The following is a 15,870-nucleotide window of genomic DNA, read 5'->3' on the forward strand; positions in this document are numbered from 1 at the left end:
TCGCCCGCACGAGCCGGTGACGGGACTCAAAAGTGACCGTAAATACGGGCGGCAAGGTCTACAGCAAAGGCTCTTGTCGGCCTGTTCATGGGTGTCGCCTGGCTGACCGCGAGGAATCTCCTTCCATTGAAATCGTCCTCCTCAGGCACCTTGCGGTCAGCAATCATTGGGTTCACAGAGATAACTCGCCAGCCGATCCATCAAGCGGTCGCAGGCGGCCATTTGTTCAACGCTCACGTATTCGTCGGGCTTGTGCCCCTGGTCCATGCTGCCGGGCCCACAGACCACCGTCGGCACCCCGGCCTGATGGAACAGGCCGCCTTCGGTGCCAAAGGCGACGGTGCTGAAAGCGTCGCTGCCGCACAGCCGTGCAACCAGTTGGGCGGCCGCGCTGTCCGGCGAAGTGGCCAGGCCCGGGTAGGCCGACAACGGTTCGAAGCGGATCGCTGTATCCCCCGCCACCGCCTGCATGGCCGGCAGCAGGGTCTGCTCGGCATAACCTTGCAATTGCTCAGCCACCACGAGGGGATCGAAATCCGGCAAGGCGCGCACCTCGAAATCGAAACGACAGTCCGCCGGGACGATGTTCAGCGCCGTGCCGCCGTGGACCACCCCGACCTGCACGGTGGAAAACGCCGGGTCGAAGCGCGGGTCGTGCCGCGAGGGTTCGGCCAGCTGCGCGCCGATCTCGCCCAACCGCCCGATCAGGCGCGCCGCCTGCTCGATGGCGTTGACCCCGTAAGGGGCATAGGCCGAATGACAAGCAGCCCCTCGGACATGGCAACGCATCGCCAGCTTGCCTTTGTGCCCCAGCACCGGTCGGAGTTGGGTGGGTTCGCCAATCAGGCACAGGGCCGGTTGCGCAATCCGCCGCACCAACACCTCCAGCAAGCTGTGAACGCCCAGGCAACCCACTTCTTCGTCATAGGAAAACGCCAGGTGCACCGGTCGCCGAAGCGGGCTCGACAAGAACACCGGCACCGCCGCGAGCACCGAGGCGATGTATCCCTTCATGTCCGCCGTGCCGCGCCCGAACCATTTACCGTCCATCTCGGTCAGGCGGAACGGCTCGACCGTCCAGGCCTGCCCGTCCACCGGCACCACATCGGTGTGCCCGGACAACACCACGCCACCGGGCAGCGCCGGGCCAATGCTCGCCAGCAGGTTGGCCTTGGTTCGCTCGGCGTTGTAGATCAGCTCGCTGTTCACGCCCAGCCCTTGCAAGTAGTCGCGCACGAACTCGATCAAGGCCAGGTTCGAATCGCGGCTGACCGTGGCAAAGCTCACCAGCTCGGCAAGCAGCGCGCGACTGCGCAGCTCACTCATCGCCCGGCACTCCATAACTCGGCGCCAGGGTCGGATTGAGCGCGCGGGTCAGGTAATCCTGCAATTGCGGCTGATAGGCGAGCCAGAGTTTTTCCAGCTCGCCGATGGGATTTTCCTCGGCCCAATCCACCCGCAGATCGACGATGGGCCAAGTGAGGTCATCAACCACCGACAGCGCCGCCGAATGCACCGCCCCGGCCTCCCCGCCCGCCACCTGCCCGGCCTGCAACGCGCTCATCAAGCGTGACGCAAGACAACCACCGCCCTGCTCGAAGGCCGTGACCATGGCCTCGATCACCCCAGCGTTGGCCAACAGATTGCCGGCCGCCACGCATTGCTCACCGGCCACGGCGTTGTGGGTGCCCAGGGTATGCTCGCCGCTGAAAATCGCCGTGCGGCCCTCGGCATCGATCACTGCCACCTGCCGGTATTGGCTGTAGCCGTTGCGCGCCAGGATCCGCTCCAGCGCCGCTTGCGCCGCCAGGCCTCCCGCCAGTTCATCGAGAACCTGCGGGCCCAGGGCCGGCAGGGTAATGTTCTGGCTCGACACCGCGCCGACGCCCGCGCGCAACCAGGGGCAACGTGCACCGACGGCAATGCTCGAGGAACTGATGGCGATGCCCAACTGGCCGGTTTCGACACAGCGTCCAACGATGGAAAAGGTCATGTTCCGTTCCTTATTCAGGGATCACCGCGATCACGTCGATTTCCATCAGCCACTGCGGCTGGCCCAGGGCACTGACCACCAAGCCGGTGGAGATCGGGAAAACGCCCTTGAGCCACTTGCCGACCTCCTGGTACACCGGCTCGCGATAGCGCGGGTCGATCAGGTACGTCGTGGTCTTGACGATGTGGCTCAGGTCGCTGCCGGCCTCTTCCAGCAATTGCTTGACGTTGCGCATGGCCTGCTCGGCCTGGGCGCGAGGATCGCCGAGGCCTACCAGTTGACCGTTGAAGTCGGTGCCGACCTGGCCGCGCACGTAGACGGTGTTGCCGGCGCGCACGGCCTGGCACAGGTCGTTGTCCAGCGTCTGGTTCGGGTAGGTGTCCTTGGTATTGAACATGCGAATGCGTGTGTGAGTAGGCATCAACGAACTCCCGTGAGACTGGTTTTCGAACGGTGTGAATCGCTATCGAATGCCGGGGCCTGGCGCTGGGCAGCATCTTGATAGGCGAGGTAAATGCGTTGTTTCACGATGTGGTCGGCAATATGCCGGGCGTCATGCCAGACACCCCAGATGAACGCCGAGCCCCGTCGCGACAGCCAGGGCAAGCCGACGAAATACAGGCCCGGTTCACTGGAAACGCCACGCTGATGCCGAGGCTTGCCATTGGCGCCGAGGGCGTCGACCTTCAGCCAGCTGTAATCCACCGAGTAGCCGGTGGCCCAGATGACACTGGTCACGCCGGCGGCGACCAGGTCCAGTTCCAGGATCGGCTGGGTCAGGCATTGCGGATCAGGCAGCCGGTGGCGAGCCTCCGGTTCGAGCGGCAGGTCCAGGCCGTTGCGGGCGATGTAGGCGTCGGCGGCATCCAGCAGCGCCAGGTAGTTTTCGTCGCCGCGGGCGATGTTTTCGGCCAGATTCGGTTCAAAGGTCACCACGCTGCCATTGAACGATTTCGTCAGCCCCACCAGGGTGATGCCCTCGTGGGCCAACCGGCGAAAATCCACGGTATGGCCGCCACGGGCACCGCTCACCGCGATGGTGACGTGCTCCTTGCCCGGCTTGACGGCCTCCGCATCCCACTCGCCCAGCACGCCGAGCCACCAGCAGAAATCGCGGTTGCGATAGGCCCGGGGCGGACGATCGTGGGCCCCCACCGAGAGATAGACCTGCTTGCCGGCGCGCTGCAGTTCATCGGCGATCTGCACCCCCGACGACCCGGCGCCCACCACCAACACAGCCCCCTCGGGCAATTGCCCGGGGTTGCGATACTGAGCCGAGTGAAGCTGGGTGACCGTCGCCATGTCCGGCGCAATCGGTGGAATCACCGGCCGCTGGAAGGGCCCGGTGGCGACGACCACGTGGATCGCTTCGATCAGGCCTTCGGAGGTTTCCACGGTGAAGCCCGGACGCCCGATATTGCGCTCGACACCCCGGACCTCCACGCCAGTACGGATCGGTGCGTTGAACTGGCGGGCATAGGCTTCGAAGTAATCGGCCACCTGGTCCTTGGTCGCGAAGGCATCCGGGTCGAGCCCTTCGAACTCCAAACCCGGAAAGCGGTCGTGCCAGGCCGGCCCGTTGGCCACCAGCGAATCCCAACGCGCCGTGCGCCAGGCCTCGGCAATGCGGCTGCGCTCCACGACAAGATGAGGCACGCCTTGCCGGCTCAAGTGCTCACTCATGGCCACGCCGGCTTGGCCGGCGCCGATGACAAGCGTATCGATGTGAGTTGTTTCAAAAGGCATATCTGTGCACTTCCGGCAGTAGGTTCGGTTCAGGTCGGCATGGCGCCGCCTCGGGTTCTGATTGTTGTTCTGCGGTTGCGACTATCGATGGGCGGTGTCGAGGCGATTGTGTTGGCAGGCGGGAATTTGCGAAACGAGGGTTTTTATCGTTGCTGGGAAGGAAAAAACTGGATGAATGCCCGATGAGGGATCAGGCATTTCAAGAGGGGTCAATATCTGAAGGGAATGGATGTTGACTGACCGGCCTACTCCAACCGCGCCGGAAACGCCTTGAGTTCAAGCTTTTCCATCACCAACGCAATGAACGCCGAGACCGCCAGGGGCAATTGCCGCCGACTGGGATAAAGCACATTCAGGCCAAAACCGATGCGCCGGTACTGTGGCAGCACACGTACCAGCCTTCCGGCCTCCAGGTCGACGCTGCTCACCGCCGAGGGCAGCACGGCGATGCCCAGGCCCGCCACCGCCGCCTTGCGCAAGGCTTGAGCGGTGTTGGCGTTGAAACGGCTGGGGACCTGCACCTCCTCTTCGGCGCCGTCCGGGCCGATGAGGCGCCAGTGACTCAAGCCGCTGGGGTGGGCGAAGCTCACGCTGTCGTGGTGAACCAGGTCCTGCAACGCTGCCGGCATCCCCCGTGCGGCGAGGTAGGCAGGGCTGGCGACCATGCCGTCGCCTTCGTTGCTCAGCAGTTGGCGACCGACATACCCGGAGTCCTGTAGCGGGCCACCGCGAAAGGCCACGTCGATGCGGTCGGCAATCAGGTCGACACGGTCATCGCTGAGGACGAAATCCAATTGCACTCGCGGATGGGCAGCGAGGAAATCGGCCACCCATTGCATCGGGAAAAAATCGAAGAAATCCGCCATCGCCGCGATACGCACCCGTCCACTGGGCTCGTCGCTGCCCTTCATCAGTTCCTGCCCCGCCTCGGTCAGCCCATCCACGGCGCTGACGCAGCGTTCATAGAACCCCTGCCCCACCTGAGTCAGCGTGAGTTTGCGAGTGGAGCGTTGCAACAGTCGCTTCCCCAATTGCGCCTCCAACTGCTGGACCCGCCGGCTCACGGTATTGGAAGGCATGCCCAGCCGCCTGGCTGCTTCGGCAAAGCTGCCGCTGCGCACCACCTGGACAAACAGCGCGACATCATTCAGATCGAGCATGGGACTGGCATTCCTTCGTTTTATGGACGAGTTCAATCCGATTGTATCGACTAATCAATCGATTGCCAGGTGCTTATCCTTCGCCCATCGAAGCCCGATGCCCAACCAGTGAGGGATACCATGAACAGCATCGTCACCGCCCCACCGCGGGCCATCATCCATCGCACCGCCGGCCACCGCCACGGGCCTATTACGCGTCTCATGAGCCCGGGAGACCTGGGGCAACTCTGCAAGCCCTTCGTGTTTCTCGATCTCTTCTCCTTCAAGGACGGCGTCATGCCAAGTGGTTTCGGCATGCACCCCCACTCCGGGATCGTCACCCTGACGTACCTGCTCGAAGGCCAGGTGACTTACGAAGACAGTACCGGCCAGTCTGGCGTGCTGCCTTCCGGCGGTATGGAATGGATGCAAGCCGGTAACGGCGTGTGGCATGACGGCCGACCGGTCAGTGGGGCGCCGATCCACGGCTTCCAGCTTTGGGTCGCGCTGCCGGCCGCCGAAGAAAATGCCCCGGCCCACAGCCTCTACCTGGCACCCTCCGCGATCCCCCGGGAGGGCCCGGCGCTGGTGTTACTCGGCCAATACGGTACGGCCCGCAGCAACGTGGTGACCCCAGGGGACATGAATTACCTTGCCGTCCACCTGAACGACCAGGCGCGCTGGCGCTATACCCCACCGGCCGGACACACCGTCGCTTGGCTGGCGGTCAGCAGCGGCCGTCTCACCGCTGGCGACACCGTCAATGCCGGGGAAATGGTGGTCTTCGAGGAGTCCGGCGGGGCCATCGACATCGTTGCCCAAGGCGCGACGTCCTTCGTGCTCGGCTCCGCGGTGAAGCATCCCCACGACCTGGTGATGGGCTACTACTCCGTGCACACCAGCAAAGCCGCACTGGAAAAAGGCGAGAAGGAAATCCAGCGCATCGGCACCGTTTTGCAGCAAGAGGGTCGGCTGGCCTAGCCGCCCCTCGACTCAATCCTGATCCACTGTCCGAATCCCATAGAGGTGAACATCCATGACCAACATCGGTCTCGACCTTCTGCTGTCCCCCGCCCAGGTCGGCAAGCTGTCCCTGAAAAACCGCCTGATCATGGCGCCGATGACCCGCAGCCGTGCAGGTGCGGGTGACGTGGCCACCCCCCTCATGGCCGAGTACTACAGCCAACGCGCCAGCGCCGGCCTGATCGTTAGCGAAGGCTCCCAGGTCTCGGCCCAGGGCAAGGGCTATCTGCGAACGCCCGGCATCTTCACCAGCGAACAAGTCGCCGGTTGGAAGCAAGTGACCGACGCGGTCCACGCCCAAGGCGGACAGATGTTCCTCCAGCTGTGGCACGTGGGCCGGCTCTCCCATCCGCTGGTGCAGCAGGAGGGCGCACTGCCGGTAGCGCCCTCGGCGATCAAGGCCGATGGCGAGATCTACACCGCCGAAGGCCTCAAGCCCTACGAACTGCCACGGGCCTTGGCCCTCGATGAAATTAGCGAAGTGGTGGCCGACTTCCACCAGGCCGCTGTCAACGCGAAGCTGGCCGGCTTCGACGGCGTGGAAATCCATGGCGCCAATGGCTACCTGATCGACCAGTTCCTGCGAGACGGCACCAACCAGCGCACCGATGCCTATGGTGGCTCGATCGAGAACCGCGCGCGTTTCCTCAAGGAGGTGGTCGAGTCGGTAATCGAAGTCTTCGGGGCCAGCCGCGTTGGCGTGCGCCTGTCGCCGATCTTCAGTTATTTCTCGATGAGCGACAGCAACCCGCAGGCGACTTTCGAATACGCAGCCCGGATGCTCAGCCGTTATGGCCTGGCCTACCTGCACATCGTGGAACTGGGTGAAGGCCCGTTCGACTTCCTCGAACTCAAGCGCCGCTTCGGTGGGCCTTACATTGCCAACGGCGGTTACAGCGCGGAGCGTGCAGGCGATGCCATCGGTCGTGGCGACGCGGACCTGGTCGCGTTCGGAACGCCATTCCTGGCGAACCCGGACCTGGTGGAGCGTTTCAAACAGGGTGAGGCGTTGAACACACCCGACGCAGCGACCTTCTACCAAGGCGAAGAACGGGGCTACACGGATTATCCGACCCTGGCCGAAGCCCGGGCGCAATGATCCAGGAGACGTGAGCCAGCAAGACGCAAAGCAGGGCTTGCGATGCCCTGCTCTTGCCCCGACTGGAATTGTACAAATTCACATTTTCTTGTACAAAAAACTTCCAAACGTATAACTACTGAAGTAGGCTTCAAAACTTGTACAGAAACAGTTTTCTGTACAATATTTCGGAGCCTAGCATGTCCGCCTATCTCCAGCGTTTCGCCCAGGCTTTCGCCAAGCTGGATGCCAGTCGCCTCGGCGAGCTCGATGAGCTCTATAGCGTCGACATCCATTTCCAAGACCCCTTGCACCGGATCGAAGGCCTGACCGCCTTACGCGAGTACTTTGCGCAGTTGTATGCCAACACCAGTGACGTGCGCTACGACTTCCACGCGTTCGACGAGGTCGCTCCCGGTGAAGGTTATCTGCGCTGGACCTTGCACTTTCGGCACCCACGCCTGGCAAGCGGCGCCCCCATTGCCTTGCAGGGTTGCAGCCATTTGCGCTGGACGGACCGGGTCCACCATCACCAGGATTTCTTCGACGCCGGCGCCCTGCTCTACGAACACCTGCCGTTGCTGGGACCGGCGGTCCGCTGGCTCAAGCGGAGGCTGGCATGAGCCGCATCTGGCTGACCGGGGCCAGCAGCGGCATCGGCGCGGCCCTCGCGGCACAGTTGCTGGAACAAGGCCATCACCTGGCATTGAGCGCGCGCCAGGCAGAACCCTTGCAGGCGTTGGCGGCCCGCTATCCAGACCAGGTGCTGGCACTGCCGGGCGACCTGACCGACCCGCGCCAGGTCGCCCTGGTCTGCCAGCAGATCGAGCGTGAATGGTTGACGCTGGACGTGGTGATCCTCAATGCCGGGACCTGTGAATATCTGGAGTCCGGGCATTTCGACACCCACCTCGTCGAGCGTGTCATCACCACCAACCTGCTCGGTACCAGCCATTGCCTGGAGGCGGCCTTGCCCTTGCTGCGCCGGGGCCAGCGCCCGCACCTGGTGGTGGTGGGCAGCGCGGTCACCTGGCTGGCCCTGCCGCGTGCCGGGGCTTACGGTGCCTCGAAGGCGGCATTGCGCTACCTGGTGGAATCCCTGCGCATCGACCTGGCCGCCGAAGGCATCGACGTCACACTGGTGAGCCCCGGTTTCGTCGATACCCCGCTGACCCGGCGCAACGACTTCCCCATGCCCATGCGCTGGTCAGCGCAACGGGCCGCACGGCATATCGCCCGGCGCTTGCCGGCACGGCCGCTGGACATCGCATTTCCCTGGGCCTTCACCGCCGTTCTGCGCCTGCTCGGACAGTTGCCCGCCCGCTGGCGGCTGGCCCTGGGCCGGCGCCTGGCACGCCCCAATAAGGAATCTTGAGACATGCGCATCGCAATCATCGGCAGTGGCATTTCCGGGTTGACCTGCGCCTACCTGTTGAACCGTCGCCATCAGATCACCCTCTTCGAGGCCGACGACCGGATCGGGGGCCACACCCATACCGTGGAGGTCGATTGGCAAGGCCGACGCTATGGCGTGGATACCGGTTTCATCGTGTACAACGACTGGACCTACCCGAACTTCATTCGCCTGCTGGACCAATTGGGTGTCGCTTCGCGCCCTACGGAAATGAGTTTCTCGGTGCATGAACCGGCCACCGGGCAAGAATACAAGGGCCACACCTTGCGCAGCCTGTTCGCCCGCCGGCGCAACCTGCTGTCACCCGGTTTCTGGGGCATGCTGCGAGATATCCTGCGGTTCAACCGGCAGGCGACGGCCGATCTGCAGGCGCAACGCATCGACGCTGCCACGCGGCTCGGTGACTACCTGCACAGCCACGGTTACGGCCAGCGCTTCATCGATCACTACATCGTGCCTATGGGTTCGGCGATCTGGTCGATGTCGCCGGCCAGGATGCTGGAGTTTCCGCTGCAGTTCTTCGTGCGCTTCTGCCACAACCACGGTCTGCTGTCAGTCAACCACCGTCCGCAATGGCGCGTGATCGAAGGCGGCTCTTGCGGTTATATCACCCCGTTGTGCGCCGGGTTCCGCCAGCACATCCGACTCGACTGCCCGGTGCAACGCGTCAACCGGGACGCCAGCGGGGTCAGCGTGACCAGCGCAGCTGGCATCGAGCGCTTCGATAAAGTGGTGTTCGCCTGCCACAGCGACCAGGCCCTCGCCCTGCTCGAGGCTCCCAGCGCCGAAGAGACCGAGGTCCTCGGCGCCTTGGCCTACGCCAGCAACGAAGTGCTGCTGCACACCGATACCCGACTACTGCCACGGCGGCGCCAGGCCTGGGCAAGCTGGAACTACCGCCTCGGTGGACCACCCCAGGCACCGGCCGCGCTGACGTACAACATGAACATCCTCCAGGGCCTGGACGCGCCGGTGACCTTTTGCGTGAGCCTGAACCAGAGCGATGCGGTCGACCCGGCCCTGGTGCTTGCACGCTTCGATTACGCCCATCCCCAATACAGCCTCGCCGGCGTCGCCGCACAGGCCCGCCAGGGTGAGTTGCAAGGGCAGCGGCACAGCTATTTCTGCGGTGCCTATTGGGCCAACGGCTTTCATGAAGACGGTGTGGTCAGCGCACTCCACGTCGCGGAGCATTTCGGAGAGCACCTGTGAACAGCAGCCTGTGTCGCGGCTGGATCGACCATCGGCGTCATGCCCCGCGCGTCCACGCCTTTCGTTATCCGATCGGCATGCTGTACCTGGACCTCGCCGAACAGCAGCACGTGCTGGGCCTGTCGCGCCTGCTGCGGCCATGGACCCTGGCGCCGCTGTGCTGGCGCGAGCGCGATTACCTGCCGGCGCGCACCCATCTGGGCGTGCCCCTGGTCGACGCCGTGCGCGAGATCCTCGCCGAAAGCCTGGGCACGGCTCCGCAAGGTGCGATCCACCTGCTGACCCAGCCACGCAGTTGGGGCCTGTCGTTCAACCCGGTGAGTTTTTATTTCTGCCACGAAACCGACGGACGCCTGTCGGCGATCCTCTGCGAAGTGCGTAATACCCCATGGCGCGAACGTTACCACTATGTGCTGCCCGTGCGTCCGGGCGAACCCCAGGCGTTCCGGGTGGCCAAGGCGTTCCATGTTTCACCGTTCCTGCCCCGGGACATGGACTATCGCATGCGTTTCCGGGTCCAGGACGCCAGTATCCGTGTGCACATGGAGAACTGGCGCGCCGGGCACAAAGTGTTCGAGGCCCACCTCGCGCTCGAGCGCCAGCCTCTCGATAGCCGGTCGCTGCGCCGTCATGTCCTGGCCTTCCCATGGATGAGCCTGCGCACCGTCAGCGCCATCTATTGGCAGGCCCTGCGCCTGCTGTTCAAACGCACACCCCTGCACGCACACCAGGCCAGCCAAGGCGACCTGAGTATTGGCGAAACCGCCCACAAGGACTCCGACCATGCCCGAACCCACCCTGAGCGTCACTAAGGCCAGCAGCTCCTGCCTGTTCAACGGCGGCTTCTTCAAGCAGGCCGTGCTCGGCCAATTGCGCCGCCTGCGTCACGGCCACCTGCGCCTGACGGTCGATGGCGCGCCGTTGAGCTTCGGCGACCTCGCCAGCCCGTTGGTGGCCGAGGTCGAGATTCTCGACGCCGCCGCCTGGGGCATGGTCGCCGGCAACGGCTCCATCGGTGCTGGCGAGGCTTATATCCGCGGCTACTGGCGCAGCACCGACCTGACCGCCGTGACACGCTTGTTCGTGGCCAACCTGGAAGTGCTCGACGCCATGGACAGCGGCTTGGCTCGCCTCAGCCGCCCGCTGATGCGTGGCTTGCACTGGCTCAACCGCAACAATCGCAAAGGCTCGCGGCGCAATATCATGGCTCACTACGACTTGGGCAATGAGCTGTTCGAGCGACTGCTCGATCCCACCATGATGTATTCCGCCGCGCTGTTCGAAAGCCCCGAACAAAGCCTGGAAGACGCCCAGCGCAACAAACTGGAACGCATTTGTCGCAAGCTTGACCTGCGTCCCGGCGACCACTTGCTGGAAATCGGTACGGGCTGGGGCAGCCTCGCCATCCATGCGGCGACACACTACGGTTGCAAGGTCACCACCACGACCTTGTCCGACGAGCAGTACCGCCATACGCTGCAGCGTGTCGAGGCGCTGGGCCTGCAAGCGCGTGTCCAGGTGCTGTGCCAGGACTACCGCGATTTGCAGGGACGCTACGACAAGCTGGTGTCCATCGAAATGATCGAGGCGGTCGGCCATCGCTACCTGCCTGAGTATTTCCGCTGCTGCGCCGCACGACTCAAGGATGATGGTTTGATGTTGCTGCAATCGATCACCATCCGTGACCAGCGCTATGCCCAAGCCCGGCGCTCGGTGGATTTTATCCAACGCCATGTCTTTCCCGGCGGGGCCCTGCCATCGCTGTCGATCCTGTTGAACACCGCCAGCACACAGACGTCACTCAACCTGCTGCACCTCGAGGATTTCGGTGCACACTACGCCCGTACGCTGCGGCACTGGCACGAGAACTTCCGCCAATCGCGCCAGGCTTTGTCGGAGTTGGGCTATGACGAAACCTTCCAGCGCCTGTGGGAGTTCTACCTGTGCTACTGCGAAGGGGGATTCCAGGAGCGTGCCATCGGCGTTGCCCAGTTGTTGTTCGCCGGTCCCGCCGCCCGCCCGTCGTTCCTGCCGGAACAACGGTAAGTCCGATGAGCCGCAGCGGCTTGCTGATCAACGCGCTCTGGCTGCAACTGGGCTGGTGGGGCTGCATGGCCGGTGCCCATCAGCCGGGCTGGCTGCTGGCGGTAGCCGGCGGCCTGCTCGCCCACCTGACATTCAGCCCGGCGCCCAAATCCGAGTGCCACGCGGTGATTAGCGTCGGCCTCTGCGGCATGTTGCTGGACTGGAGCCTGGGTGCGCTGGGCGTGTTCGTGTTCGAGCGAGGTCCGTTGCCACTTTGGCTGGCGCTGCTCTGGCTGGTCTTCGCCACTGGTTTGCGTCATAGCCTGGCCTGGGCCACAAGACCGGCCTGGCGCGGTGTGCTGGTGGGGATGGTTGGCGGGCCGCTGGCCTATTGCGCGGGCGCACCGCTGGCCGGGGTGACGCTCCCCCTCGGCTCACTCGCAACCGCGCTGCTCCTGGCGCCACTGTGGGGCTTATGGCTGCCGCTGGCGTTGCGCCTGGCCGAATCGCGCTGACCACAGGACGCCAGCGAGACGCTACCAGGGCTCGTCCAGAAACAGCGGGATGCGCAACGGCTCGACGACGCCCTCACGCTGACCACACATCTCATCATGAACCACCTGCTGCACCAACATGCACGGCAGGCGCGGCACGAAACGCAGCAGTTCCCGCAGGTGGGTGGTGGAGCGTACCGGCAATGTCTTGTCCGATGCGTCAAGCAGCGTATGCCATCCGCTGTCCAGCCGAGCGCGCAATACGTAGAGCCCGCCTTCCAGGGACAAGAGTTCCAGTTCGTGGATCCGGCCATCAACGGCCAGGTCGGTCAAGTCCTGCAAAGTCATGGCATGCCCCCGGCCTGACGCCGGAAAAACAACGTGACCTGACCCAGTTCGACACCCAGCTTGCTCATGCTCGAACGGTTGATCAGCGTGTCGTCATCCATCAGGTACATCCAATCATCGAAGGTCACTTCATAGGTCGAACCGTCCACCGGCAAATTCAACCGATACTGCCAGCGCAGTGCATTGCCGGCCACTTCTCCCCGGGCTTCGCCGATCACGTCGTCGGCACGCCCGCGCCAGCGTCCGGCCCCCTCGGGGGTCAACGTCCAGACCCGCCGCTGACGCGTGCCGTCGCTGTAGAGGAAACGCTCATCCAGGATCAATCGATCCCCCTCGTGGCGGCTGGAGATGTCCACCTCGAAACGCTTGATCACTTCACCCGAGCGTTTTTGATAAATGCCCCAGGCCTTGACGGGCTGACTGAAAAAACGCTCCAGGTCCAACCGGGGTTGCTGGTCGGCGTAGTGGTCGACATCGACATTACCGCAACTGGTCAGACCCAATATCACCAGCAACGCCAATAGAAAACGGGTCATGGTTGAACTCCTGTGTCACGTGAACTTTGAAGCCCAAGCAGTTGATTCCTGAGTTTTTTATCCTTGGTGCCCGGGTCCAGCCAGATGGCGAAGAAGGCTCGGGCGAATGCCGGGTCCATCACCTCGTGGGACAGCTGCCCATTCACATAGAAACGACAACCGCGCCCCGGCAGATTGACGCCGGTAATGCGACTTCCCGGCTTTACGTCGACAAAGGCCTGCCGCATGTGACCTCGCCATGCATCCAGACGCCCAGCATCCAAGGGCGCTCCCCTGATGCGTTGCATTTCTGCAAGGCTGGTCTCGACCAGGGTTTGCGCGCTGATGGTGCGCCGGTAATCGAGTTCCAAGGCAAACGCCGTTTCAAGGCCGGGTAGCAAGGCTGCGCTCCATAATCGCGCCTGATACACCTCGAACCCGAACCAGGTGAAATCGGCCTGCCCGACCAGCCGTGTGCCCGGCAGTGCGAGCCGCCAATCGGACCAGGCGTGGGCGCAATACAGCACAAGCAGGCCAACCATGCATCGGGCCAGGCTTTTCCTGAACGCGAACGACCTGATCATGGGCACGCCACCGGTTTCTCAAGGACGCCCCAATAATTGTACAGAGATATGTATTTGTACAGCTTTTCTATGCCAATGAGAAAAGACGAGGGCTACACGCCGGTCATTCCAGCAACTGAACGATCCGCGGCTCGATCACTGCGGCCTCCACCTCAACCAACGCCAGTGTCACCGGCAGCTTGAAACGCCGCCGACCAGCGCTGCCGGGGTTGAGGTAAAGCCGTTCGCCGCGCCATTCGATGCTCGGCTTGTGGGAATGGCCGGTGATCACCCACTTCACGGCCGGGTCCAGCGCAGCCTGGACATCGGCGATGTCATGCACCAACAGGACTGGCCAGCCGTCCAGGTCGAATTGCAGGCGATCGGCAAGCTCCCCCGCCCACTCGGCACCCAGGTCGTTATTGCCCCGCACCACGTACAACGGAGCGAGGCATGCCAATTGCGCCAGGATATCGGGGCTGCCGATGTCGCCGGCATGAATGATCCGCTCACAGCCTTGCAGCGCGGCAAGTGCTTCGGGACGCAACAGGCCGTGGGTATCGGAAATGACGCCGACTTTCATGAAACCTTTCTCCCCAATCGTGTGTCGCCGCTCGTACCTGCCTCGTCGCAGTCAGCTAACATGCTGAATTCGAATAGGATAGGCTGCGCCGTGAAAAGTGCAGACCCGTCATGGAAAGGATACGTCAATGCTCGGACGCAAGCAGCCGGAGCCCAAGATCGAAAGCCCGGATGAGGCCTTCTCTCCCCAGACCGCCCAGGCCGGAGCGGCGTTGCGGCTCACCGTAAGCTTCATGCTGGTGGTGGTTTTGGCCTTCCTGGCCGTCGAAGGCTGGCGGACGTGGCGCGACTATCGTGCCGCTTTTGCATCTGCCCGGGATTCAGTGACGAACCTGGCGCGGGCGACGGCCCAGCACGCTGAAGATACCATTCGACAAGTGGATGTGGTCACCGCCGCCCTCGCCGAACGGGTGGAGGGCGATGGCCTGCAGAACATGGACATCCCACGCATCCATAAGCTACTGGTGCAGCAGGCTGCCATCATGCCGCAACTGCACGGGTTGTTTATCTATGGCCCGGACGGCCAATGGCTGGTGACGGACAAGGAGGCGATCCCGGAAATGGCGAACAACGCCGACCGCGACTACTTCCAATACCACCGCACCCACGAGGATCAAGGCGTGCGCATCGGTGACGTCGTCAATAGCCGCTCCACCAACGACCTGATCATTCCCATTTCCCGCCGCCTGAACAACCCTGATGGCTCGTTTGCCGGCGTATTGCTGGGGACCGTGAAGGTCAGCTATTTCGTCGACTACTACGGCGACTTCAAAATCGATGGCAAAGGCGCGCTGGTCCTGGCCAAGCGCAGCGGAACGATCCTGGTCCGACGTCCCCTCGTCGCTTCGGTGATTGGCAAGAGCCTCGTCAACAGCGTGATTTTCAGGGAACATTTACCCACCTCCAACCAAGGGGTTGCCGAAGCCAAGGCCGTCGTCGACGACACCGAGCGCCTGTACGGCTACCGGGCCCTGACCACTTACCCCTTGGTGGTGGAAGCCGGCTTGTCCCGCGAATCGATCATCGCGCCCTGGCGCCGCGACCTGCTCAAGACCGGTCTGGTGCTGATTTTCCTGATCGCGATCCTGGTGGGCTTCGGGCTCATCGTGTTGAGCCAGCTGCGCTACCGCATGGCCATGGAGAAGCAGATTCGCAGCGCCCACCAGGCCATGCGCGACATGGCGCTGACCGACAGCCTGACCGGACTGGGCAACCGCAGGCGGCTGGACATTGCCCTGGCCGATGAGATCCGCCTGGCCAGGCGCCAGGGTTCGTCCCTGGCCCTGATCATGCTCGACGTCGATTACTTCAAGCGTTTCAACGACAGATACGGCCATGCCGCCGGGGACGATTGCCTGCGGGCGATTGCAGCCGCACTCAGGCAGACCATCAAACGGCCGGGCGACCTGGCGGTCCGCTACGGCGGTGAGGAGTTCACCGTGCTGCTGCCAAACACCGACAGCGCCGGCGCCACCAAGGTCGCGCAGCAAATCCTCGAAGCGGTCAGGGCCTTGAACATTGAACATGGCGACCATCCCTTGGGCATCGTGACCATCAGCGCGGGCATCACCACCTGCCAGCCGAGCGGCGAGGACGTCACCCCGGCCATGCTGATCAGGGCCGCCGATGCCTTCTTGTACCTGGCCAAGAACACCGGGCGAAACCGCTGGTGCAGCGCCGACTCGACGCCGGGGTGAACCCGCGGGAGTGCCGCGCATCGGTCAGAATCGTGCAAACC

Annotated in this window: 18 protein-coding genes; 9 read left to right on the top strand and 9 right to left on the bottom strand. The window is 63.5% G+C overall.

Annotated elements, in window-relative coordinates:
• Positions 1–156: 156 nt before the first annotated feature.
• The 5 genes from argE to BM317_RS24920 all read right to left on the bottom strand — a co-directional run bounded on the left by argE (position 157) and on the right by BM317_RS24920 (position 4,899).
• Complete coding sequence (argE, locus tag BM317_RS24900) at positions 157–1,326, bottom strand: acetylornithine deacetylase (protein WP_092476631.1); 1,170 nt, start codon at positions 1,324–1,326, stop codon at positions 157–159.
• Positions 1,319–1,993, bottom strand: a complete 675-nt coding sequence (locus tag BM317_RS24905; RefSeq protein WP_092476633.1) for a DUF1028 domain-containing protein — start codon at positions 1,991–1,993, stop codon at positions 1,319–1,321. Before BM317_RS24905 ends, argE begins: the two co-directional genes overlap by 8 nt.
• Positions 1,994–2,003: 10 nt before the next feature.
• Positions 2,004–2,414: a RidA family protein gene (locus BM317_RS24910; protein WP_003201555.1), complete on the bottom strand. Its 411-nt coding sequence runs from the start codon at positions 2,412–2,414 to the stop codon at positions 2,004–2,006.
• On the bottom strand, positions 2,414–3,739 hold the full coding sequence (locus tag BM317_RS24915) for a flavin-containing monooxygenase (protein WP_092476635.1): 1,326 nt from the start codon (positions 3,737–3,739) through the stop codon (positions 2,414–2,416). Before BM317_RS24915 ends, BM317_RS24910 begins: the two co-directional genes overlap by 1 nt.
• Before the next feature lie 245 nt (positions 3,740–3,984).
• Positions 3,985–4,899 (bottom strand): LysR family transcriptional regulator, encoded by a 915-nt coding sequence (locus tag BM317_RS24920; protein ID WP_092476637.1) that lies wholly within the window; start codon positions 4,897–4,899, stop codon positions 3,985–3,987.
• Positions 4,900–5,019: 120 nt separating this feature from the next.
• Between BM317_RS24920 and BM317_RS24925 the strand changes: the two genes are divergently transcribed.
• The 8 genes from BM317_RS24925 to BM317_RS24960 all read left to right on the top strand — a co-directional run bounded on the left by BM317_RS24925 (position 5,020) and on the right by BM317_RS24960 (position 12,145).
• Positions 5,020–5,859 carry a pirin family protein gene (locus tag BM317_RS24925; protein WP_092476639.1) on the top strand — a complete coding sequence of 280 codons (840 nt, stop codon included), beginning with the start codon at positions 5,020–5,022 and terminating at the stop codon, positions 5,857–5,859.
• A 55-nt stretch (positions 5,860–5,914) separates the two neighbouring features.
• A complete protein-coding gene (locus BM317_RS24930; protein ID WP_092174604.1) occupies positions 5,915–7,000 on the top strand; it encodes an alkene reductase in 1,086 nt (361 codons plus the stop codon).
• 179 nt (positions 7,001–7,179) lie between these two features.
• Complete coding sequence (locus tag BM317_RS24935) at positions 7,180–7,602, top strand: nuclear transport factor 2 family protein (RefSeq protein WP_092174601.1); 423 nt, start codon at positions 7,180–7,182, stop codon at positions 7,600–7,602.
• A complete protein-coding gene (locus BM317_RS24940; RefSeq protein ID WP_092174596.1) occupies positions 7,599–8,354 on the top strand; it encodes an SDR family NAD(P)-dependent oxidoreductase in 756 nt (251 codons plus the stop codon). The genes BM317_RS24935 and BM317_RS24940 overlap by 4 nt, the downstream gene beginning before the upstream one ends.
• Positions 8,355–8,357: 3 nt before the next feature.
• A complete protein-coding gene (locus BM317_RS24945; RefSeq protein ID WP_092174592.1) occupies positions 8,358–9,605 on the top strand; it encodes an NAD(P)/FAD-dependent oxidoreductase in 1,248 nt (415 codons plus the stop codon).
• Positions 9,602–10,417 (top strand): DUF1365 domain-containing protein, encoded by an 816-nt coding sequence (locus BM317_RS24950; RefSeq protein WP_092174587.1) that lies wholly within the window; start codon positions 9,602–9,604, stop codon positions 10,415–10,417. Before BM317_RS24945 ends, BM317_RS24950 begins: the two co-directional genes overlap by 4 nt.
• The gene (locus BM317_RS24955) at positions 10,389–11,651 is read left to right on the top strand and encodes an SAM-dependent methyltransferase (RefSeq protein ID WP_092476641.1); all 1,263 of its coding nucleotides are present in this window, start codon (positions 10,389–10,391) and stop codon (positions 11,649–11,651) included. The genes BM317_RS24950 and BM317_RS24955 overlap by 29 nt, the downstream gene beginning before the upstream one ends.
• Before the next feature lie 5 nt (positions 11,652–11,656).
• Entirely contained in the window at positions 11,657–12,145 is a 489-nt protein-coding gene (locus tag BM317_RS24960; RefSeq protein WP_092174579.1) for a DUF2878 domain-containing protein, read from the top strand.
• Between the two features lie 21 nt (positions 12,146–12,166).
• On the opposite strand, the gene BM317_RS24965 is transcribed toward BM317_RS24960, so the two are convergent.
• The 4 genes from BM317_RS24965 to BM317_RS24980 all read right to left on the bottom strand — a co-directional run bounded on the left by BM317_RS24965 (position 12,167) and on the right by BM317_RS24980 (position 14,133).
• A complete protein-coding gene (locus BM317_RS24965) occupies positions 12,167–12,472 on the bottom strand; it encodes a DUF6482 family protein (RefSeq protein WP_092174575.1) in 306 nt (101 codons plus the stop codon).
• Positions 12,469–13,008 carry a DUF3833 domain-containing protein gene (locus tag BM317_RS24970; protein WP_092174570.1) on the bottom strand — a complete coding sequence of 180 codons (540 nt, stop codon included), beginning with the start codon at positions 13,006–13,008 and terminating at the stop codon, positions 12,469–12,471. Before BM317_RS24970 ends, BM317_RS24965 begins: the two co-directional genes overlap by 4 nt.
• Positions 13,005–13,571, bottom strand: coding sequence for a chalcone isomerase family protein (locus BM317_RS24975; RefSeq protein WP_092174567.1), 567 nt, complete (start codon positions 13,569–13,571; stop codon positions 13,005–13,007). Before BM317_RS24975 ends, BM317_RS24970 begins: the two co-directional genes overlap by 4 nt.
• Positions 13,572–13,674: 103 nt before the next feature.
• Positions 13,675–14,133 carry a metallophosphoesterase family protein gene (locus BM317_RS24980; RefSeq protein WP_092174563.1) on the bottom strand — a complete coding sequence of 153 codons (459 nt, stop codon included), beginning with the start codon at positions 14,131–14,133 and terminating at the stop codon, positions 13,675–13,677.
• Positions 14,134–14,260: 127 nt separating this feature from the next.
• On the opposite strand from BM317_RS24980, the gene BM317_RS24985 reads away from it, so the two are divergent.
• A complete protein-coding gene (locus tag BM317_RS24985; protein WP_092174558.1) occupies positions 14,261–15,829 on the top strand; it encodes a sensor domain-containing diguanylate cyclase in 1,569 nt (522 codons plus the stop codon).
• Positions 15,830–15,870: the final 41 nt, after the last annotated feature.

The sequence above is a fragment of the Pseudomonas sp. NFACC24-1 genome (assembly GCF_900115235.1).
Taxonomy (GTDB): Bacteria; Pseudomonadota; Gammaproteobacteria; order Pseudomonadales; family Pseudomonadaceae; genus Aquipseudomonas; species Aquipseudomonas fluorescens_AA.